Source organism: Mesorhizobium sp. BHscii, from assembly GCF_053848065.1.
The window spans coordinates 146905-167892 of the sequence record NZ_JBSPKW010000010.1 but is presented as its reverse complement, the minus strand read 5'-3'; the positions used below and the strand labels follow the sequence as shown (position 1 = coordinate 167892).

The following is a 20988-nucleotide window of genomic DNA, read 5'->3' as shown; positions in this document are numbered from 1 at the left end:
TCGCGCCACTGCGCATGGCCAAAGATGGTTCGGAAATCACTTAGGAGAATTCCTTAGTATAGGCAAGCCCAAAAGTTCTGAGGATGTCTGCGGGGTCTCTGACAAAGTCTGAAGGGTGGTTTAGGGTGCCGCCAGATTCGACGAACGATCAGTCCGAGGGGCCAAAATTTTGACCATCACGATGTACGGCATCACCAATTGCGATACGATCAAGAAGGCGCGTGTCTGGCTGGAAAGCCACGATGTCGCCTACCGCTTTCATGACTACAGGGTCGAAGGACTGGACGCGGACCAGCTGAACGGCTGGTCCCGCAAAGTCGGCTGGGAAATCCTGCTTAACAAGGCGAGCACGACGTTTCGCGAACTGTCGGACAAGGACAAGCTGAGCCTCGACGAGAAGAAGGCCAAGGCGCTGATGTTGGCCAACCCGACGATGATCAAGCGGCCGGTCCTCGAACTTGGCGATCGCATCCTCGTCGGCTTCAAGCCTGATGTTTACCAGCAGGCGGTGGGCGGGTTGAAGTAGCGGGACGGGACGCTTTTCGCGCTCCAGTTCGAGAGCCTGCTTGCCGCGCCGGTCTCAATTCCGCCAGGCGAATTGGGTCGCGGGGAAGACCTTGGCCTGCCTGGCCGACAGCGCGTCCCATGCTTCGCGGCTGCGTGGGTCCGGCTCGATTGTCTCGGCGATGCTCGTCATGGCGTCCGCGGCCTCAGCAAAACTCTCGAACCATCCGATGCCAACCGCTGCGCTAATGGCTGCGCCGAGGGAGGAGGCTTCAGCGTTGTGACCCTTATGGATCGAGATCCCGGTCGCGTCCGCGATCATCTTTGTCCAAAGTTTGCTGTTGGCGCCGCCGCCGATCGCCACCATTTGCGCCGGTGAAAGACCATGGCTGCGCATCTCTTCGAGAGCCCTGGCGGTTTGCAGCGTCATCGCCTCTAGCCCCGCACGATAAAAATGACCGAGCGTGTGCGAGGGGTGCATGCCGATGAAGCTCGCGCGTGCGCTCGGATCCCAATGCGGGTCCATGCAACCGACCAGGGTGGTGCCGGCGAGAAGTCCGTCCGAGCCGATCGGGACGGCCGCCGCTTCCCTTTCCAGGCGGTCGAAGATCGCCGGATCGGAGCGTCCGCCGGCAAACATGTCTACGAACCAGTTGACGAAATAGACACCCGCCCGCTGCACTGCCTCGAGGAAATAGCCATCGCCTGTCGGCGAGGTCATGGTGCGCCAGAAGGCGCCGACCACCGGTTCCCGCGACCAGATTCCCGCGATGATCGCAGTTCCGAGATTGAGATAGACGACGCCGTCGCGCATGGCATTGACGCCGAGCCCGGCGCATTGGCCATCGCCGCCGGCGGCAATCACCGGCGTTCCTTCGGCTAGCCCTGTTGTGGCGGCGGCCGCGGCATGGACGGTCCCGACCCGCGTGCCGGACCGCACCGCGTTGGCAAGTTGCGACGGCTTGATGCCGAGATGATCGAGGAGCGGCTGCGACCATGCCTTGCGCGAGATGTCGAAGAGACCGAACGGATCGGCGCTCGTCCAGCTCGCACTCGGCGTTCCCGTCAGTTTCAGCGTCAGGTAGCCGTGCACGTCGAGGATTTTCTTCGCATGGTCCAACCGTTTCGGTTCGTTCTCGCGCAGCCACTTCAGGCGGTAGACCACCGGCGTCACATCGATCGGCTTGCCGGTGATCGCGTGCAGCCGCTCACGGCCGACTTCCGCCGCGAAACGGTCGACCAGCCCGGCGGCGCGTTCGTCGAGCCAAAGGCTCGCGGGTCCGATCGGCTCGCCGGCGCCGTCGATGAGGGCAACGGTCTCGCGCTGGTTGGAGATCGCGATACCGGCGATGCGTTTCGCATCGACCGCGCCGACAAGCTGTCGCAGCGCCACTGTTGCGGCCCGCCACCAGTCGGTGACCTCCTGCTCGACATAGTCCGGCCTCGGCTTCATCAGATCGAGCGGCGCGCGGCCTTCCGCCACGGCTCGTCCGTCCCGGCTCCAGGCAATCGCCTTGCAGGATTGCGTGGAACTGTCGAGGCCGACGACAAGGGGTCCGTCGCTGCTGCCCATGATTGTCCTCCCGAGACGATGAGTTCCACCGAGTGCTGGTTAGTCGAGTGCCGGTTATTCCAAGAGAATGTTCGCGGTGGCCATGTCGGTGACAAAATGTGTCGCATATCCGCCGCCGAGCCCAGCCCTGATCGCCCCCATCTTGCGGGCGCCGCCGGCGGCGCAGATACGGATGGGCACCGCTTTCAGTTCATCGAGCGTGATGCCGACGGTGCGTCCGTCGAGCGGAGTAGCGAAAGGGGCGCCTCGAGCGTCGATGAACCGCCCGATGATGACCCCGAGCGCTCCCTGCTCGATCATACCTGCAAGTGCGTCGGCATCCGATATCCCGGCTCGGGCATAGGTGCTCTCCGGCCCTATATCGCCGATCCCGAAGATGACCTTGCCGGCGGCACGGATCATACGGAACTGGTTGACGAGCATCGGCTCCTGCATGAGTTCGTCGTGCAGTTCGTCGGTGGAGACGATCGCCGGGGCAAGCAGGTTGATGCAGCGGGCTCCGAGCCGATTGGCCATCAGCGAGGTGCAGAATTCCGGCGAGAAATCGCTGGTGCCGATCGAGCTTCCCGAGAGCTGGACGACGGTGAGGTTCCGGTCATGCCGTAATCGTGGAATCGAGCGGGCGGCAGCGAGCACCGTTTTTCCCCAGGCAACGCCGATCGTGTCACCCGGATCGACCATGGATGCGAGCAACCGTCCTGCCGCTTCGCCGATGCGGCGGTCGGCATCGTTTGGATCGAGGTCGGGGATAACCGCTGCGCCGCGAAGGCCGTATTTTTCCATAAGGCGCCGCGAGGTCAACGTGCGGGCAAAAGCGTCGTGATCGACCTGCACGGCGACAAGTCCGCTTTCGCGTGCCTCCTGCAGATAGTTTACCACGCTCGCCCTGGAGACGTTCATGACCTTGGCCACATCGCTTTGGTTGAGCTGGTCGACATAGTAGAGCCAGGCAGCCCACGCCACCGCGCTGTCGAATTCGGGCGGCAGTGCCGAGAGCCCAGATGTTCGGACCACGTCGATGTCGGCGTTGGCATTCATGTCCCTTTTTCCGCAGGTTTGCAGAACGAAGTCAAGCGTTGCGGGCAGATGCTTGACAAAAGACAGTGATAGGTGACTATTGTTCGATGGCGCAGCGCGCCTGTGTCTGGACTAGAGAGTTGCCCCCACAAGAGGACGCCATGACGAATCCGGCAGCCGGATCCTGGACGACTTTAATCGACGACATTTTGGACGGGAACTGGACGAGCCCGGAGACCGGGAAAAAGGCCGTGGTGCCTTATGATCGGATCGTCATCGAAGAAAGCCTCGACGGGCGGGCGGCCGATCTCGTTTCGGAGCTCGGCCTGGGTGAGCGGTTCACCGTGGTCGCGGATGCCGCGACCTATGATGCGCTTGGCGAACGCGTTGCGCGCGAACTGAAGACGCTCGGCCCTGTCGATGTCCTGATATTGGACCACCCGCATGCCGACATGGCCAACGTCGAACGCCTGGCCGTCAAACTCGCGGATGCGGATGCCGTGGTCGCGGTCGGTTCCGGCACGATCAACGATCTCTGCAAGTTCGTCACCGGAAGGAACGAACGGCGCTATTGCGTGTTCGGGACGGCCGGTTCGATGAACGGCTACACATCGACGACCGCGTCCATCACACTTGAAAGCGGCCTGAAGGTATCGCTCCCTTCCCACGCGCCATCAGGCTTTTTCGTCGACCTTGGCGTCTCCGCTGCCGCCCCGACCTATCTGTCAGCGGCGGGGTTCGGTGACTGCCTTTGCCGCTCGGTCGCCCAGATCGACTGGTGGATGTCGCACCGTCTGCTTGGCACTGCCTACCATCAGGTCCCGTTTCTCATCCAGGAAAAAGATGAAGCGGCGCTCAACGAGCGTGCGGCAAAGCTTGCCGATCACGACATCGAGGCCAATGGCTATCTCTATCGCGTGCTGACGCTCTGCGGCCTCGGAATTTCCTTCACCGGCGTCTCCAATCACGGTTCCATGGGCGAGCATCAGATATCGCACTACATAGACTGCTTCGCCGGCGAGCGTCACCCCGGTACGCTCCACGGCACCCAGGTCGGCGTCGCTTCGCTCACCATGGCGCGATTGCAGCAAGCAATGCTTGCTAGCGACAAGCCGCCGGTGGTGAAGGCGACGAAGATCGATCCTGACGACATGGTCCGCCGCATGAGCCCGGCTGTCGCCGCACAATGTCTCGACGAACTGAAGAAGAAGGCCTTCGGCGAGAATGCCGCCGCCGCATTCAACGAGCGGCTGCAGGAGCTCTGGCCGACACTCAGGCAGGAGCTCAAGCAATTCATGGTGCCTGTCGACGAGATGCAGCGCCTGCTGAAATCCACCGGCGGGCCGATCTCAGCCGCCGAATTGGGCACGCCGCCCGATTTCTACCGCGAAGCCGTCGTTCATTGCCGGGAGATGCGCAATCGCTTCTCGTTCCTCGACATTGCTGCGGATGCAGGAATGCTGGAGGACTTTGCGCGTGGGGAAGCTTGACGGGATGCGCGACCTCGCCGAATTCGGACCCGAAGCTGCGTCGCGCATTCGCGGCGTCTTCTGCGATATCGACGACACCTTGACGACCGAGGGTCGTCTTCCAGCCGACGCCTACCGTGCGCTCGAAAGTCTGCACGAGGCGGGCCTTGTCGTTGCTCCCATTACCGGGAGACCGGCAGGCTGGTGCGACATGATTGCCCGGTTCTGGCCGGTGACCGGCGTGGTCGGCGAAAATGGCGCTTTTTACTTCGCTTATGATCAGGCAACGCGAAAGATGATCCGGGTTTTCGCCGCGAGCGCTGAGGAACGCCGGGAAAACAGGCGCAGACTCACGGACTTGGAAAAGCGTATTGTCCAGGAAGTGCCGGGTTCGGCCGTATCCGCCGACCAGCAATATCGCGAAGCCGATCTGGCCATCGACTTTTGCGAAGATGTTCCAGCTCTGCCGATCTCCGACGCCATGCACATCAAGCAGATTTTCGAGGAAGCCGGCGCTGTCGCCAAGATTTCGTCGATCCATGTGAATGGCTGGTTTGGCCGATACGACAAGCTGTCGATGACGCGCCGCTTTGCGAGCGAGAGGCTGGGAACCGATCTCGATGCCGAAAGGCAGGCCTACGCGTTCGTCGGAGACAGTCCGAACGACGCTCCGATGTTCGGTTTTTTTCCGAGCTCGTTCGGGGTCGCGAATGTCATGGACTTCCAGGGACAAATCGACGCCGAACCCGCTTTCGTCGCCAGGTCGCGGGGTGGACGCGGCTTCGTCGAGGTTGCCGATATGATCCTGGCAAACCGGAGGTCGGGGGTGGTCTGATCGGCCGGCGCGAAATGTGCCGCCCGCAAACGACGCAAAGGATGCTGCAGGCGATGGAACCGAACCAGGGACGGCTTAGGAAAGATTCGATGCCATTCTGCTTTCAGAGGAAAGCGAGCGCAATGCACCAGGCAAAATCGCACAGCACCTTTGGTTTCTACCGCAATCCCGGCCGGTGGATGTCAGAGCGAACTCCCCGTCTCCTGATCGGTGATGAGGCCGGTGAAGAATCCCTTTTCCAGGAGCTTGGCCATGATGCCGACCTTATTCTTTCCGCCGGAAACAAGGATGCGTTTGGGAATGTTCATTGTGTCGAGAGGGTAAACCCCGACAATGCGTTCATTGACGGGATGCTCGATGAGTTCGGCGTGCCGGTCGAAGAAATAGCCGAGAAAGTTCCCGATCGGTTTCATTCTGAGGATATCGTCGAATTCCTCGTCGGTCATATAACCGACGCTCCGAAGCGTCGAGCTGGTTGTGCCGCCGACGCTCATCAGCGCAAGGTCGGCGTTCAGTGCCTTCTGGATAACCTCGCGCGCGCTCGGTTGCTGCAGGATCGTCTCGCGGCTGTCGCGGCTGTCGCAGATGATGGGTCCGGGGAGATAATAGGATTCGGCCTGGGTGCGCTGGGCAAAGACGGCGGCGGCGTCGTATTTGTCGATCGACGACCGGCGCGACAGAGAGCCGAGAAGCGGTACGACGGTAACGTTCCTGAGGGCCACCGGTTCGATGTTGGAGGCGAGCCATCTCATGGTTCGGCCCCACGCCATGGCGACCGTCATGTCGTCCCTGAGCAGCGTCTCGACGGTCTGCGCGGCATAGATGCCGATCACTTCGGAGAGCCCGAGCTCCGACCCGGTATCGTTCGGTGTGACGCTGCATATGTCGAGCCGGTACTTCCGCCTGAGCTGTTCTTCCATTTCGAGCGCCTGGGACGTCCCGGCGTTGATGCGGATCGAGACGATGCCGCGCTCCTTCGCCTCGGCCAGCAACCTGTGGATCTTGGTGCGGTTGATCTGCAGCCGCTCGGCGATGGCCTGCTGCGTTTCGCCCAACACGAAATACTGATGGGCTACCCGTGCCAGGAGACCGATCGACGTCATGAGGGTCCTCCGATGCTGGTGGCGCACCCATCCGAATGCCGCTGTAGCCGGCCAACAAGTGCTTGCCACAGACAGGACGACAATATAGCATTTGAACAAATGCACAAGATATGAACATTTGTGCATCGCAAAACGAAGCGGTTCGGGAGGAACGCGTGCGGGTTGCCCAAGCCAGACGTTTCGTCGTTTCGGATCACCCGCTGCCCTGGCTGCTGCCGCTGGTGGCGATCCTGCTTGTCTTCACGGTCTACCCCCTGATCTACAACATCTGGCTGAGCTTCCATGAGTTCGTCCCGCGCCGACGGGCGCTCGAATTCGTCGGAACGGAAAACTGGGTGCAGCTCTGGAACGACACGCGGTTCTGGCAGTCGCTCGTCATCACCTTCACGTATTTCGCCATCGCACTGGTCTTTGAACTGGTGCTCGGCATGGCGATCGCGCTGCTCCTCGACAGCGACGGCTTCGGTTTCGGATTCCTGCGAGGCGTCCTGACAATGACGCTTGTCATCCCGCCGGCCATCGTCGGCATGATGTATCTGCTGATGGAGGACCCGCAGTTCGGGGTGATCAGCTACCTCCTGCAGTCGATCGGCCTGCTCAATCCGAACAACCCTATCCTCGCCACGGCGTCGACCGCGCTAGCCGGCGTTCTCGTCGCGGAAATCTGGCAGTGGACGCCGTTCATGGTCCTCATCTTCCTTGCCGGTCTCAGGGCGCTGCCGCCGGAGCCTTACGAGGCCGCGATGATCGACGGCGCGTCGTCGTTCCAGATTTTCCGGCGCATCACCCTGCCGATGATGTCGAAGGTGATCGCGATCGCCGTGCTGGTCCGCGGCATCGATCTCTTCCGCGTCTTCGATTATGTTTTCGTCATGACGTCCGGCGGGCCGGGAGCGTCGACCTACTCGCTGTCCCTCTATGCATGGCAGCAGACGTTCAGCTTCGTAAAATGGGGCTATGGAGCCACGCTCAGTCTCGTCACCCTGGTGATCATCCTGGTCATTGCCAATCTCTTCATCCGTATCGCCAAGGTGAGATGGTAAAATGAACGGCTCCTTCTCAACGCGCATGCTTCGCACCATCGCCGCCTGGGTTGTGGTCGCAGTCTTCTTCTTTCCGATCTACTACTGGACGTCGGTGGCGTTCAAACACGGCAATGACATCTTCAACCGGCCGCCGAAACTGATCGCCTTCACGCCGACCTTCGACAATTTCCAGAAGGTGTTCGGGATTTCGCTGGGCAGCGGCGGCATCACCGTGACGCCGGGCGGCGGCAACTTCTACATGGCGCCCCGCGTCTGGGATTCGATCGTGATCGCGACGCTGTCGACCGTGCTCGCCGTCGCCATCGCCACGCTTGCCGCCTATGCCCTATCGCGAATGAACTTCCGCGGCCGGCACAGTTTTGTCGGATGGGTGTTGTCGACGCGCATGATGCCACCCGTCGCGGTCGCGGTTCCGATGTTCTTCATCTACAAGAATTTCGGTCTCATCGACACCTATACCGGCATGGTGCTGATCCACGCGCTGATGAACCTGCCGCTCGCCGTCCTGCTGATGAAGAGCTTCTTCGACGACATTCCGTCGGAGATCGACGAGAGCGCCATTGTCGATGGCGCCAGCCGCTTCATGATCTTCCGGCGGATCGTGCTGCCGATGGCCAAGGGCGGCATCGCCGCCACGGCGGTCCTCTGCTTCATCTTCAGCTGGACCGAATTCCTGTTTGCGCTGACCCTGACCACCACGTCTGTCAAGACCGTGCCTGTCGTCTCGTCGACCTTCGTCACCTCGATCGGCACCGCTTGGGGCAACATGGCCGCGCTTGGCGCCGCATCCATCATTCCCGCTTTCATCTTCATTCTATTGGTTCAAAAGCACCTCGTGCGCGGTCTCACGATGGGATCGTTGAAACAATAGATGGGAGGCTCGAATTCGCAGCCTTGTGAAAATCGCGAATTAAACCGGAGGAGTAGACAATGAAAGACAGCATCAGAAAGGCGCATCTTGCCTCTGTCACCGATCGCTTCGTTCGCGGACAGATGGACCGGCGCTCGTTTCTTCGCGCAGCAAGCATTCTCGGACTCGGCGCCGGCGCGCTCGGCATGGGCCTGGGACGACGTCCGTTCTACGGCATCAGCCAGGCATCGGCTCAGGAACAGGAACTGAAGCCCAGCGCCGAAATCACCAAGTGGCTCTCGGATGTCGGCAAGCCCTTTGCCGGAACGACCCTTCGTCTCGCCACCGAATCGACGCCGCCGTCGAATGCCATCGCCACGCAGCTCAAGCAGTATTTCGAGGAGGCTACCGGCATCAAGGTCGAGATCGAAGTTCTGCCGCTCGAGCAGGTGCTGCAGAAGCTGACGCTCGACGTGGCGTCGAGCCTCGGCACTTACGACCTCTACTATATCGACCAGAGCTGGGCGGCGAGCTTCAGCCAGGACGTCTTCGATCCGCGCGAGCAGCTCAAGAACGCTGATCTGGCAATGCCGAACTACAACATCGACGACTTCCTGAAGCCGCTCGTCGACGGTATCGCCATGTACGAGGACCGCATGGTCGGCGTGCCCTATGACATCCCGATCTTCATCATGCAGTACCGCAAGGACGTCTGGGACGAGCTCAAGCTGCCGCCTCCCGCCACGCTGGACGATTTGCTGAAGGCGTCTGCGGCGATCACCGACGCCAAGGGCCCGAACATGTACGGCACCAGCGGCCAGATGAAATCGGGCCATTACAGCCTCGAATGCGATTGGACGGCGTGGCTTTGGGGCCATGGCGGTTCGATTTTCGGCCCCGACGGCAAATTCACCGGCAATGACGAAGCTGGCTTGGCCGCCATGGCCTACTGGGACAAGCTCAAGGCGACGATGCCGCCCGGCGTCGACGGCTGGACATGGGATGGCGAGGGCCAGTCGGTCGGCCAGGGCGTCGCCGCCTCGATGCTGTCTTGGGGCGAATTCTTCCCGTTCTTCGACGATCCCAAGGCTTCCAAGGTCTCCGGTCTGATGGAAGCGATGGTTCCACCGAAACCTGCCGCCACGCTACGCACGGTCGAACAGACCGGATTCGGCGAAATTCCAGGCGTTGGTCACCAGGGCGGTTCTTCGCTCGCGGTGTCGAAATACTCGAAGAGCCCAGACGCTGCCTGGATCTTCATGCAGTGGGCGACCTCAGCCGATACCCAGGCGCTGATAACCGTTCTTGGCGGCGGTACGGGGCCAACGCGCACCAGCGTCTATGATGATCCGCGCGTGCTGGCCAATGCGCGTGTCGGCGCCGGCACGACCCGCCATTTGCCGGTCGTGCGCGACACCATCGCCAACTACATGGGATCCGAGCCCGACCTGCCGGCGTGGGCAGAACTCTCGAGCGATATGATCCCGGTTGCGCTGGGCAAATACTTCGCCGGCCAGTCGGGCTCGGCCAAGGAGTCGCTCGACGCCCTGAAAACCCAGGTCGACGATCTCGTCGCCAAGGGCTGAGTGTTCCGGGGTGGCGGCCTTGGGCCGCCACCCCGGGTATCGACAATTCCCATGAGGAAAAACAATGGCTGGAAAACAGCTCGTAGCAGTGACAGGAGCCAGTTCTGGTATCGGCGAAGCGGTCGCCAAGGTGTTTTCGCGCGCCGGCCATCCTGTTCTCATGATGGCCCGCCGTCTGGAGCGCATGGAGGCGCTGAACCTGCCTGACAGTATGGCCCGGCAGGTCGACGTCCGGGACCGCGCCGCAATTGCGGCCGCCGTGAAGGAGGCGGAAGCCGAATACGGACCGGTCGACATGCTCTTTGCCAATGCCGGCATCGCGCGTCTTGCCGATATAGGCCGCCAGCCGCCCGAGGAATGGGACGAGATGATCGACATCAACACGAAGGGCGTGCTGAATTCGGTCCACGCCGTGATGGCGGGCATGATGGCGCGCCGTCATGGAACGCTGTTCATGATGAGTTCGATCGCTGGCCGGAAGGTCTATCCGGATCATACGGTTTACTGCGGGACGAAATTCTTCGTTCACGCCGTGTCGGAGTCGCTGCGCGACTATCTTTCCGACTATGACGTCCGCGTGGTCGTGCTTTCGCCCGGGGTGATCGAAACCGAAGTTCTGAGCGGCGTCCTCGATCCGCAGACGCTCGCCAACTACAAGGCCAACAAGCTCAAGATCGGTGGCGGGATCGGGCCCGAGCACGTGGCTGACCTTATGCTGCACACCTACCAGATGCCGCAGAACGCCCTCGTGCAGGAAATCGTCATCACGCCGACAAGGCAGAAATACTGACGACCCGAATCCGGGCTTCTGGAGAGAGCGAATGGCTACCGTAGAATATAGGAACATCGCCAAGAATTTCGGGCATGTCGAGGTGATGAAGGACGTCTCCTTCGGCATTGCCGACCGAGAATTCGTCGTGCTTCTTGGGCCGTCGGGCTGCGGAAAGACCACGCTCCTGCGCATGACAGCAGGGCTCGAGAGCGTGACCAACGGCGATCTGTTGATCGGCGACAGGCGGGTCAATGACGTTCACCCGCGCGATCGCGATATCGCGATGGTGTTCCAGAACTACGCGCTTTATCCGACAATGAAGGTGTTCGACAATATCGGCTTCAGTCTCGAAGTGGCGAAAGTGCCAAAGGCGGAGATCAGGAAGAAGGTCGAATGGGCGGCGGAAATCCTGAATCTCACGCCCTATCTCGGGCGATATCCCAAGGAACTGTCGGGTGGCCAGCGCCAGCGCGTCGCCATGGGCCGCGCCATGGTGCGGAATGCCGCCGTCTTCCTTTTCGACGAACCGCTCTCCAATCTCGACGCGAAGCTGCGCACGCATATGCGCGTGGAAATCCGCCAACTCCACAATCGTCTCGGCACGACCACGATCTACGTCACCCATGACCAGATCGAGGCGATGACGATGGCTGACAAGATCGTGCTGATGCACGCCGGCAGGATCATGCAGATCGGCACGCCCGACGAGGTCTATGAGCGCCCGAACTCGAAATATGTCGCTGATTTCATCGGCTCGCCGTCGATGAATTTCATCGCTGGCGCTGTCGAGACCGCGGGCGGCAGTCCTCGCTTCGTTGCCGAAGGCGTGTCGATCGGCCTCTCACCGGAGATCAAGGCGAAGCCAGGCCAAAAGGTCATCATGGGCGTCCGGCCGCACGATCTCGGCATTTCGGATGCGGGTGAGATCAAGGGCGAGGTCGTGCTGTCCGAAACGACCGGCGCGGATGTTCAGATCCATTTGCGCGTGGCGGGATATGACGCTGTCGCCGTGGTGCCGCGTGACGAGCGCCGCAACGCCGGCGCCGCGATCAATCTTGCCGTACTGCCGGGCAAGGTGCACCTCTTCGATGCGGCCACGGAACTGCGTGTCGCCTGAGGAGATCAGCGATAAAGGCGTCGATGTGACCCGGCAGCGTGCGCGCTGCTCAGCCCTTTAGGCGGAGATAGTCAGCCAAGGCCACTGCGTTGTTATGCATGTCGTCCTGGGCGCCGTAGAGCAGCGTCACCCGGCCATTGTCGAGGAGGGCGCGCAATTGGCCGACCGCGTCGCTGTTCCTGTCGAGCTCGCCGCGATATCGCTGCTGGAATTCCATCCAGCGCGTCGGCTCGTGGCCGAACCATTTGCGCAATTCATCGCTTGGCGCGACGGTCTTCAGCCATAGCGTCAGCGCGGCGTCTTCTTTGCGGACGCCGCGCGGCCATACGCGGTCTATGAGCACCCGCTGGCCGTCGCCAGGCGAGGGCGGCTCGTAGATGCGCTTGACCTTGATATCGAGTTTCATTGCCAACTCCGGGGTTGATCGCCGTGACGTGTTTGTTGGCGGCTCCTTACGCCCACTCGCCCTTACGCATAACCGGCACGCGGCTGCCGTCCTTGCCGACGCCGTCGATGTCGATCCTGTCCGAACCGATCATCCAGTCGATATGGATGAAGCTCTTGTTGCCGCCACGCTTCCCGATCTCCTCCTGGCTGAGCGAGGCGCCGTCGACGAAGCACTTCGAATAGCACTGGCCGAGCGCGATGTGGCAGGCGGCGTTCTCGTCGAACAGCGTGTTGAAGAACAGCAGGCCGCTCTTCGAGATCGGTGAGGAATGCGGCACCAGCGCGACCTCGCCGAGACGGCGCGCACCCTCGTCGGTGTCGAGCACCTTCTTCAGCACGTCCTCGCCCTTCGAAGCCTTTGCCTCGACGATCCTGCCTTCCTCGAAGCGCACCGAGATCTCGTCGATCAGCGTGCCTTGGTAAGACAACGGCTTGGTCGAGGAGACATGCCCCTCGACGCGCCTGGCATGCGGCGTGGTGAAGACCTCCTCGGTCGGGATGTTTGGGTTGCAGGTGATACCGTTCCTGGCGGTCGAAGCGCCGCCCATCCATTCATGGCCGTCCGCCAGCCCGACGATGAGATCAGTTCCCGGCCCGGTAAAATGCAGCGCATGGAAATTATGGCCGTTCAGCCATTCGGTGCGGCTGCGAAGAGCCGCATTGTGCGCCGTCCAGTTGCCGATCGGATCCTCCACATCCACCCGCGAGGCGGCAAAGATCGCGTCGGCGAGTTTTGCCACGGCGACGTCGTCGGTATCGCCCGGAAACACCTGCTTGGCCCAGGCCAGGTCGGGATAGGCGACGATGTTCCAGTTGATGTCGAAGCCGGTGATCTTTTCCAACGCCGGCTGATAGGCGATGGAATTCGCCTTGTTGGCACGCGCAACTTTGGCCGGATCCTGTGCCGATAGCAGCGAGGGGTCCTCGCCGCGCACGGCAAGCCGCGCCGCATTGTTGGCGAAGGCCTTCGCCATTCCCTCATAGAGCCAGCCGGCGGCGTGGTCGAAACCGGCATCGGCCCCGTAGCGGAAGCGCGCCAGCGTCATCTCGTCGTCATTGTAAATGGGCGTCACCAGGCCGGCGCCGGCTCTGTAGGCATGCTCGACGATCCGTCGCGTCAAAGGCAGGGCTGCGATCGACGATGTCAACACCAGATCCTGCCCCGGCTGCAATTGCAGCCCGACCTTGATGGCGACTTCGGCCAGCCTATCGAGCTTCACCGGGTCGATCGTTGCGGAAACGCCGCGCGAATGTGTGGTCATGATCCTGCCTGTTGCGATGTGGGGTCTGGTTCCTACATAGATCGCCGCCCCTGAGCTTTCCACCGCGATTGCACGGGGCAGGTTCAGTTCGCGCTGGTGTGCGACCCGAATTGCGCCATCGTTGCCGCTGTTTCCTCGCGGATCCAGATCTTGAAATCCCTGACCTTGCGGCTTTCGGTCTTGGCGGCGGAGGTCACCAGCCAGTAGCCCAGCCCGCTTTTGGCGCGGACTCCGAAGGGCGCGACAAGGCGGCCGTCGGCAAGCGCGTCGGCGGCCAGCAATTGCCAGCCGAGCATGACGCCGTGACCGGCGATCGCCGATTCCAAGCAAAGCATCGGGTCGGTGAAGCGCGCGCCTTTGAGGAAGGTGACCGGCTTTACCCCGGCGGCCTCAAACCAGCTTTCCCAAGTGATCATCGACCTTTCGTCGGTGATCGCGCACGTCAAGGCGAGGTCTTCGATCGATTTCAGTTTGTTGGCGATCACCGGGGCGCAGAGCGGGAAGACCTCCTGCGCCAGCAGCAGTTCCGCGCGCCCGCCCGGCCACGTCCCGTCGCCAAGGCGGATGGCGATGTCGATGTCCGAGCGGTCCAGATCGGCAATCCGCACCGAGGCGTCGATGCGCAGCAGCACGTTTGGATGGCGGGCGAAATGCCTGGACAGCCTCGGCAGCAGCCATTTCGAGGCGAAAGCCGGTGCGACCGAAACCACCAGCGTGCATTCGGAGGCCTCGTCGGCGAGCGCTATCGCCTGGGCGAGTTCGCGGAAACCTGCCCCGAGCCGGGCGGTGAAGACGGTGCCGAATTCGGTCAGCACGAGACCGCTTGCCGTTCGTTCGAACAGCGCCTGGCCGAGTTGCACTTCCGTCCGCTTGACCTGCTGGCTGACGGCACTGGCGGACACGTTGAGTTCGCTCGCCGCAGCCGAAAGCGATCCCAGACGGGCGACGGTTTCTACGGCGCGCAGGCCGTTGAGGTGGACGCGGTTCAGCATGGCCATACAGTTTTTCTAAACCGACACGATTAAAATCTCAATTGAAACATACGGCGGAAGGGCAGATTTTAAGGAAATAGCCAGACCTATCGAGGAAAATCCGATGAAGATTTTATCATTGTTCAGGGGCTTTTCCGTTGCCGGCGCGCGGCAAAGCCGGTCGCATGAAAGTGAGACCACCCGATGGGCGACCGATCCGCTGTCGCATCCTGTGCTCGACACCATGTCGGAGCGCGAACTCGCCGACGTGCCGTTCAGGCTGACGGCCCGGCGCACTGCCTACGAGACGGGCATCACAGGTCGCCTGCGGCTAATGAAACAGATTTAGCGGTCCGGCCCTCTGCGGCGGATACCTGCCAACAGCCGTTGCGAGCGGTCCTGGCCCAACACAAGCGGATTGTTTGACAGGCTCGTGCACCTATTGTGCACTGCAATGAAAGCCGCCTTGCCATCCCCTTTGCGTCTCGCCTTCGCCGGCATGATTGCCTTGGCCGTTGCCATGGGCATCGGCCGCTTCGTTTACACGCCGATCCTGCCCGGCATGATGGAGGAACTAGGCCTGTCGCCGGCGGATGCCGGCTGGATCGCATCCGCCAACTATCTCGGCTATCTCATTGGTGCGCTTGCGGCCGTCGGCGGCTGGGCGCACGGTCGTGAGCGCCTGCTTATGCTGGCTGGTCTTGCCGCCACCGCAGTCCTCACCGGGCTGATGGGTCTGGCCGAAACGATGGCGGCTTTTCTCGTCGTCCGGTTTCTTGCCGGTCTGGCTAGCGCTTTTGTCTTGGTGTTCATGTCCAGCATCGTTTTCGGCCATCTGGCCGCGGCCGGCCGAAACGACCTGCAGGCGCTGCATTTCGGCGGCGTCGGACTCGGCATAGCGGCGTCCTCGGCGCTGATGGCAATCCTCGTCACCGCACAAGCCGGTTGGCCGGCGGGCTGGTTCTGGTCCGCCGTGATCTCAGCCGGCGCCTTTGCCCTCGTGGCACTGCTGCTCGGCAGAACTGCGACCGCCAACGGCGCCGATGGTCGCGAACCGGCGCTGCCGAAGGATCGGTCGCTGGTGAAGATCATTGTCGCCTATGGGCTGTTCGGCTTCGGCTATATCGTGACGGCGACCTTTCTGGTCGCCATCGTCCGGCAGGGCGGCGGAAGCCGCGTCTTCGAAGCCATGGTCTGGATGGTCACCGGCCTTGCCGGGATACCCTCGGTCTGGCTTTGGCAGAAGATCGCCGGAAGGATCGGGCTCTACCAGGCTTATGCCTTCGGGTGCCTCGTCGAGGTCGTCGGCGTCACCGCGAGCGTCGCCGTCGGCGGACACATTGGGCCGCTGCTCGGCGGGTTTCTGCTTGGCGGGACCTTCATCGCCATCACCGCGCTCGGCCTGCAGACCGGAAGGCAGCTGGCCCCGCAAGCGCCACGCCGGGTCCTAGCGTTGATGACGGCCTCGTTCGGCCTCGGTCAGATCATCGGTCCGATCGTTGCCGGGCTGCTTGCGCAAGCCTCGGGCGACTTCTTCCTCGCATCGATCATGGCCGCCGCCGTCCTGCTTGTCTCAGGCGCGATCACCTGGTCGGCTGCGCCAAAATCGCCATGATTGTGGTCTTGCTCGGGGCCGGGCACCGCGCACCGGCCATTTTCATTCCGATCGATGTGTGACCTTATGCCCGCTGAACAGCAACGCCGCTGATTTGCGCATCGACCGAGGATTTCCCCACCGTGTTCGTATCCTTCTTCCCGCAGCCGAAGCTGTTCTTCATTTCGGCCGTCGCATGGAGCCTTCTGCTCGTCATCCTGTGGTTCTTGGGCGGCGAACACCTTGGCACGATGCTTGGCATGCCGCCGGTCGATCCGCAGGCGCCTATCATAAGCCCATTGAGATTCCTGGTGCCGTCATTCCTCTGGTTTTACGGGTACTTTTTCGCGGGTATCGCCGTATTTTATCTTTTCTGGGCGGTGTATGCCCCACATCCTTGGCAAAACTGGTCGATCCTTGGCTCCGGCCTGGTCATTTTCGTCACCAATTTCATTGTGCAGATAAGCGTGGCGCTAAATGATTGGCGTGGCATGTTTTACGACATGGTGCAGAAGGCGCTTACCACGCCTGGATCCGTTACGCCGGCCGAGCTTTACTACGGAGTGTGGCAGTTCCTGTCTTTGGCTCTGGTTTATATGAGCATTGCCGTTCTGAATGTTTTCTTCGTCAGGCATTATGTCTTCCGCTGGCGCACGGCGATGAACGATTACTTTACCGCTTATTGGCCGAGGCTGCGCCATATCGAAGGGGCGTCGCAGCGCGTTCAGGACGACACGATGCGGTTCTCCGGCACGATGCAGGGGCTGGGTGTTAACTTCATCGATTCGGTTATGACCCTAATCGCGTTCCTACCCTTGCTGGCATCTCTTTCCGTTCACGTTCAAACTCTCCCCATAGTTGGAGCAATCCCTTATCCGCTGGTCATCGCGGCGATCGCTTGGTCGCTGTTCGGCACCAGCTTGCTAGCCGTGGTCGGCATCAAGCTACCCGGGCTGGAATTTCGTAATCAGCGTGTTGAAGCCGCTCTGCGCAAGGAGCTTGTCCTTGGTGAGGACGATACGGCACGAGCTCAGCCACCAACGCTGGCTGAGCTTTTCAGAAATGTTCGGAAGAACTACTTCACGTTATACGCTCATTATGTCTACTTCGACATGGTTCGCTATCTATATCTCCAAGTTGACAACGTTTTTGCTACCCTAATTCTTGTTCCGACCTTAGCTATTGGTAAGATAACCTTTGGGATTTTTCAGCAAATTGTCACCGCGTTTTCCCAAGTCGCCAGTTCGTTCCAATATCTCGTGAATTCCTGGCCGACCATCGTCGAGCTGATATCCATCTACAAGCGCCTGCGCGCGTTCGAGGCGACGCTTGAAGGGGCGCCGCTACCGGAAATCGACCAGGACTATTTGGAGCGAGAGCGAGCCGGCTTGCGCCCTGAAGATCAGCCGGTAAGTTGAGGAGTAGCGGGCGGCGAGCGCTTCCGGTTCAGCCGCCCACCGACACCCGCTTTTCGCTGTCACGTCGCCGTGAAATAAAGTCGCGATAGCTGATGCACTCGACATCGGGCTTTGTGCAGACCTCGCCGGCGAAGCGCTCCAGCGCATTCCAGTAGGCGCCGTCATTCATCAGCGTGAAGTGGAAGCCGAGTTCCAGCGGAATGCGTTTTCCCTGGTATTGGGCGTCGAAGGCGGCGTGAAAGGCGTCATAGGTCCGTTTGGCGAATTCGTCGGCCTTGCTCGGCCGCTCGAAGCCGCCGGAATGCCTGACATAGAGATTGTAATCCATCGCGATCACCCGCCTTGTGTCGGGACCTTCCGGAATTTGCGGCAGCGAAAAGCGCGTGATGCCGCTCACGGTACGCGGTCGGGCGGGGCCACGCGCCACACCGCTCGCGTCGAACAGATAGCCCGCCGTTGGCAGCGCCTCGTAGAGCGCCTTGTTCGCCGACAGATAAGGCGCGCGAAAGCCGACCGCCTTACGCGCGATCTTGCGCCAGCCTGCGGGTTCTGGCGCAATGCCGTTGATCGAATAGGCGTTTTCGAGAATGCGCTTGAACGAACCGAACTCGCTCAGCCAGTCGGCCTTGCTCCAGTCCTTGCCGTCGAAATGGCCGCAAGCGTGGCTGCCGATATCGTGGCCTTCCAAGGCGGCAAGGTTTATCTGCTCGAGCCGGTCAGCGACTTCCTGTTTCGAGGCGGCGAAGCCGATATTGGATTTGCCTGATGTCTTGCCGGGCGCCGTGTATTCCTTGCGCGTCTCCGGCGAGAGCAGGAAGACGCAGGACACGAAATAGGTGAAATGGGCGCCGGTGCGTGCGGCCAGCGCGCGGCTACGCTTCCATTGCGAAATATCGCGGGCGCTGTCGAACGAGATGATGACGGCCTGCTTCGGCTTTACCGGCGCTGGCGGATCGGCGACAGCAGCGTCCGCCGCAGCAAGCGACACGATCGAGAACGCAACAACGCGGGACAAACGAGGCATCGATCTCTGATCTGGATTGTGAGGAGGGTTCGAGCACCAGCTATCGGCGAAATGTGGCGCGGGTGCGGTCGCCCTTTTCAGTCGTCCTTTACATCGCCTGTCCGGCGACTAGCCGATTTTCCGGTCGAACCCCTTCCATGCCGACAAAATTTCGCTAAAACGCGGGGCTCATGTACCCCCTTCAGGGGCAGGAATGGTTTTGATCCATGTCGGACGACAGTTTTATCCGCGAAGTCAACGAAGAGATGCGTCGCGATCAGGCGCATGCACTATGGGACCGTTTTGGCCCTGCCTTGCTTGCGCTCGCGATACTGGTGGTGGTTGGCACCGCCGCCTTTGTCGGCTATCGCTATTGGGACGAGACCCGCGCCAATCGCTCGGGCGACGCCTTCTCGCAGGCGCTGAAGCTTGCCAATGAGGGCAAGAGCGACGAAGCGCTGGCAGCCCTCGCTGAGCTGGAGAAGGATGGCTACGGCGCCTATCCGTTGCTCGCCCGCATGCGCGCGGCAACCGTCAAGGCGGATAAGGGCGATGCCGCCGCCGCCGTCAAGGACTTCGACGAGGTCGCCGCCGACACGGACATCCCCGCCGGCCTTCGCGACATGGCGCGCCTCAGGGCAGCATTGCTGCTCGTCGACCACGGTTCGTTCGCCGATGTCTCGAGCCGCGTCGAAGCGCTCACCGCCGATACCAACCCGCTGCGCCACACGGCGCGCGAAGCGCTCGGCCTTGCCGCCTGGAAGGAAGGCAAGGCGACGGACGCACTGAAACTGTTCGACCAGATCGCCTCGGATGACAGCGCCCCGCGCAACGCGCGCGAGCGGGCGACGTTGATGTCCGAGCTGATCCGTGGGTCGGGCGGCGTGTCGTGACGGATGACGTTCAAAGTCGCCATCATCGGCCGGCCTAACGTCGGCAAATCGACCCTTTTCAATCGTCTGGTGGGAAGGAAGCTGGCGCTTGTCGACGACACGCCAGGCGTCACCCGTGACCGTCGCGTCCATGCCGCCAAGCTCTACGATCTGCATTTCGACGTCATCGACACTGCCGGCTTCGAGGATGCTGCTGCTTCGACGCTGCCGGGCCGCATGCGCGCCCAGACCGAGATCGCCATCCGCGAAGCCGACCTGATCTTTTTCACGATCGATGCCAAGTCCGGGCTGATGCCTGACGACAAGACCTTCGCCGAAATCGTTCGCAAGTCCGGCAAGCCGGTTGTCGTCGTCGCCAACAAGGCGGAGGCGCGCGGCGCCCAGGGCGGCATGCTGGAGGCGTGGGAACTCGGCCTTGGCGAGCCGATCCCGGTCTCGGCCGAACACGGCCAGGGCCTGCCCGATTTGCGCGATGCGGTGATCGCCGCGCTGGGCGAGGCGCGCGCTTTCGGCGAAGAAGAGGTTGCGGACGAGGAGACCGCCGCTAGCGAGGTGCTGATCGGCGAGGACATCACCGATCCGGATGCCGAGCCGAGCTATGACGATACCAAACCGATGCGCATCGCCGTCGTCGGCCGCCCGAATGCCGGCAAATCGACGCTGATCAACGCGCTGATCGGCGAGGAGCGGCTCTTGACCGGGCCGGAAGCTGGCATCACCCGCGATTCCATTTCCGTTGACTGGGACTGGCATGGCCGCCGTCTGAAACTGTTCGACACCGCCGGCATGCGCCGCAAGGCCAGGATTCACGAAAAGCTGGAAGTGATGTCGGTGCAGGACGGCTTGCGCGCCATCCGCTTTGCCGAGATCGTCATCATCGTCCTCGACGCCACCATTCCCTTCGAGAAGCAGGATCTGCAGATCGCCGACCTGATCATCCGCGAGGGCCGCGCACCGGTGATCGCCTTCAACAAATGGGATATGATCGACCATCCCCAGGAACTCTTGGCGGAACTGCGCGAGAAGACCGAGCGGCTGTTGCCGCAGGCGCGCGGCATGCAGGCGGTGCCGGTCTCGGCCGAGACCGGGCGCGGCCTCGACAAGCTGATGGATGCCGTCATCAGAACGCATAGAGTGTGGAACAGCCGCGTCTCGACCGGCAAGCTCAACCGCTGGCTGGAAGGCATCCTGGCGCATCATCCGCCACCCGCCGTGGCAGGCCGCCGGCTGAAGATCAAATATGTCACCCAGGCCAAGACGCGCCCGCCGGGCTTCGTCGTGTCCTGCTCACGGCCGGACGCGATGCCGCAATCCTATGTCCGCTATCTCTCGAACAGTCTGCGCGAAGCCTTCGACATGCCAGGCGTGCCGATCCGCATCGCCTTGCGCACCTCGGAAAATCCGTTCGCCACCAAGGCGAAAAAACGCCGCTGAGCGCCGCGTCTTCTGGGCGCCAGCATCAGGCTACGCTTCGCAGGCGGCCCGCGGGCAGCGCCTGCACATTTCGGGCAGGCGATTCCACCGCCAC

20 protein-coding genes are annotated in these 20988 nt (G+C 61.8%); 13 read left to right on the top strand and 7 right to left on the bottom strand.

The features are described from left to right. Positions 1-169: 169 nt before the first annotated feature. On the top strand, positions 170-526 hold the full coding sequence (locus ACWTU7_RS16255) for an ArsC family reductase (RefSeq protein ID WP_455839063.1): 357 nt from the start codon (positions 170-172) through the stop codon (positions 524-526). A gap of 54 nt (positions 527-580) precedes the next feature. On the opposite strand, the gene ACWTU7_RS16250 is transcribed toward ACWTU7_RS16255, so the two are convergent. Both ACWTU7_RS16250 and ACWTU7_RS16245 read right to left on the bottom strand, forming a co-directional pair. Continuing rightward, positions 581-2077: a xylulokinase gene (locus tag ACWTU7_RS16250; protein ID WP_455839064.1), complete on the bottom strand. Its 1497-nt coding sequence runs from the start codon at positions 2075-2077 to the stop codon at positions 581-583. 54 nt (positions 2078-2131) lie between these two features. Further along, a complete protein-coding gene (locus ACWTU7_RS16245; protein ID WP_065010108.1) occupies positions 2132-3115 on the bottom strand; it encodes a sugar-binding transcriptional regulator in 984 nt (327 codons plus the stop codon). A gap of 140 nt (positions 3116-3255) precedes the next feature. On the opposite strand from ACWTU7_RS16245, the gene ACWTU7_RS16240 reads away from it, so the two are divergent. Together ACWTU7_RS16240 and ACWTU7_RS16235 are read left to right on the top strand one after the other, a co-directional pair. Next, positions 3256-4584, top strand: a complete 1329-nt coding sequence (locus ACWTU7_RS16240) for a sn-glycerol-1-phosphate dehydrogenase (RefSeq protein WP_455839065.1) — start codon at positions 3256-3258, stop codon at positions 4582-4584. Positions 4585-4588: 4 nt separating this feature from the next. Beyond that, positions 4589-5398 carry an HAD family hydrolase gene (locus ACWTU7_RS16235; protein ID WP_455839164.1) on the top strand — a complete coding sequence of 270 codons (810 nt, stop codon included), beginning with the start codon at positions 4589-4591 and terminating at the stop codon, positions 5396-5398. A 182-nt stretch (positions 5399-5580) separates the two neighbouring features. Here ACWTU7_RS16235 and ACWTU7_RS16230 read toward each other — a convergent pair whose 3' ends face one another. Continuing rightward, on the bottom strand, positions 5581-6501 hold the full coding sequence (locus ACWTU7_RS16230) for a sugar-binding transcriptional regulator (protein ID WP_455839066.1): 921 nt from the start codon (positions 6499-6501) through the stop codon (positions 5581-5583). 155 nt (positions 6502-6656) lie between these two features. Here ACWTU7_RS16230 and ACWTU7_RS16225 point away from each other — a divergent pair, with 155 nt between their 5' ends. From ACWTU7_RS16225 to ACWTU7_RS16205, 5 genes are all read left to right on the top strand, one after another. Beyond that, positions 6657-7544 carry a carbohydrate ABC transporter permease gene (locus tag ACWTU7_RS16225; RefSeq protein ID WP_029355468.1) on the top strand — a complete coding sequence of 296 codons (888 nt, stop codon included), beginning with the start codon at positions 6657-6659 and terminating at the stop codon, positions 7542-7544. Position 7545: 1 nt separating this feature from the next. After that, complete coding sequence (locus ACWTU7_RS16220; protein WP_029355470.1) at positions 7546-8418, top strand: carbohydrate ABC transporter permease; 873 nt, start codon at positions 7546-7548, stop codon at positions 8416-8418. A 59-nt stretch (positions 8419-8477) separates the two neighbouring features. Further along, positions 8478-9983 carry an ABC transporter substrate-binding protein gene (locus ACWTU7_RS16215; protein ID WP_029355472.1) on the top strand — a complete coding sequence of 502 codons (1506 nt, stop codon included), beginning with the start codon at positions 8478-8480 and terminating at the stop codon, positions 9981-9983. A gap of 64 nt (positions 9984-10047) precedes the next feature. Beyond that, positions 10048-10773 (top strand): SDR family oxidoreductase, encoded by a 726-nt coding sequence (locus ACWTU7_RS16210; RefSeq protein ID WP_065010114.1) that lies wholly within the window; start codon positions 10048-10050, stop codon positions 10771-10773. A gap of 31 nt (positions 10774-10804) precedes the next feature. Beyond that, positions 10805-11872: an ABC transporter ATP-binding protein gene (locus ACWTU7_RS16205; RefSeq protein ID WP_455839067.1), complete on the top strand. Its 1068-nt coding sequence runs from the start codon at positions 10805-10807 to the stop codon at positions 11870-11872. A 49-nt stretch (positions 11873-11921) separates the two neighbouring features. Here the strand turns inward: ACWTU7_RS16205 and ACWTU7_RS16200 are convergent, their stop codons facing one another. The 3 genes from ACWTU7_RS16200 to ACWTU7_RS16190 form a co-directional block, all read right to left on the bottom strand. Then, positions 11922-12278: a DUF488 domain-containing protein gene (locus ACWTU7_RS16200; RefSeq protein ID WP_127209595.1), complete on the bottom strand. Its 357-nt coding sequence runs from the start codon at positions 12276-12278 to the stop codon at positions 11922-11924. A gap of 46 nt (positions 12279-12324) precedes the next feature. Then, positions 12325-13581 (bottom strand): aminopeptidase, encoded by a 1257-nt coding sequence (locus tag ACWTU7_RS16195; RefSeq protein WP_455839068.1) that lies wholly within the window; start codon positions 13579-13581, stop codon positions 12325-12327. A gap of 83 nt (positions 13582-13664) precedes the next feature. Beyond that, positions 13665-14579 carry a LysR substrate-binding domain-containing protein gene (locus tag ACWTU7_RS16190; RefSeq protein WP_455839069.1) on the bottom strand — a complete coding sequence of 305 codons (915 nt, stop codon included), beginning with the start codon at positions 14577-14579 and terminating at the stop codon, positions 13665-13667. Positions 14580-14676: 97 nt separating this feature from the next. Between ACWTU7_RS16190 and ACWTU7_RS16185 the strand changes: the two genes are divergently transcribed. The 3 genes from ACWTU7_RS16185 to sbmA all read left to right on the top strand — a co-directional run bounded on the left by ACWTU7_RS16185 (position 14677) and on the right by sbmA (position 17564). After that, on the top strand, positions 14677-14901 hold the full coding sequence (locus tag ACWTU7_RS16185) for a hypothetical protein (RefSeq protein WP_095518247.1): 225 nt from the start codon (positions 14677-14679) through the stop codon (positions 14899-14901). Between the two features lie 150 nt (positions 14902-15051). After that, positions 15052-16167 carry a YbfB/YjiJ family MFS transporter gene (locus tag ACWTU7_RS16180; protein WP_455839165.1) on the top strand — a complete coding sequence of 372 codons (1116 nt, stop codon included), beginning with the start codon at positions 15052-15054 and terminating at the stop codon, positions 16165-16167. 122 nt (positions 16168-16289) lie between these two features. Beyond that, the gene (gene sbmA / locus ACWTU7_RS16175; protein ID WP_455839070.1) at positions 16290-17564 is read left to right on the top strand and encodes a peptide antibiotic transporter SbmA; all 1275 of its coding nucleotides are present in this window, start codon (positions 16290-16292) and stop codon (positions 17562-17564) included. A 28-nt stretch (positions 17565-17592) separates the two neighbouring features. Here sbmA and ACWTU7_RS16170 read toward each other — a convergent pair whose 3' ends face one another. Further along, positions 17593-18588, bottom strand: a complete 996-nt coding sequence (locus ACWTU7_RS16170; protein WP_455839071.1) for a polysaccharide deacetylase family protein — start codon at positions 18586-18588, stop codon at positions 17593-17595. A 206-nt stretch (positions 18589-18794) separates the two neighbouring features. Here ACWTU7_RS16170 and ACWTU7_RS16165 point away from each other — a divergent pair, with 206 nt between their 5' ends. Then, on the top strand, positions 18795-19460 hold the full coding sequence (locus ACWTU7_RS16165) for a tetratricopeptide repeat protein (protein WP_455839072.1): 666 nt from the start codon (positions 18795-18797) through the stop codon (positions 19458-19460). A 3-nt stretch (positions 19461-19463) separates the two neighbouring features. Continuing rightward, positions 19464-20894, top strand: coding sequence for a ribosome biogenesis GTPase Der (gene der / locus ACWTU7_RS16160; protein WP_455839073.1), 1431 nt, complete (start codon positions 19464-19466; stop codon positions 20892-20894). The last annotated feature ends 94 nt before the right edge of the window (positions 20895-20988 follow it).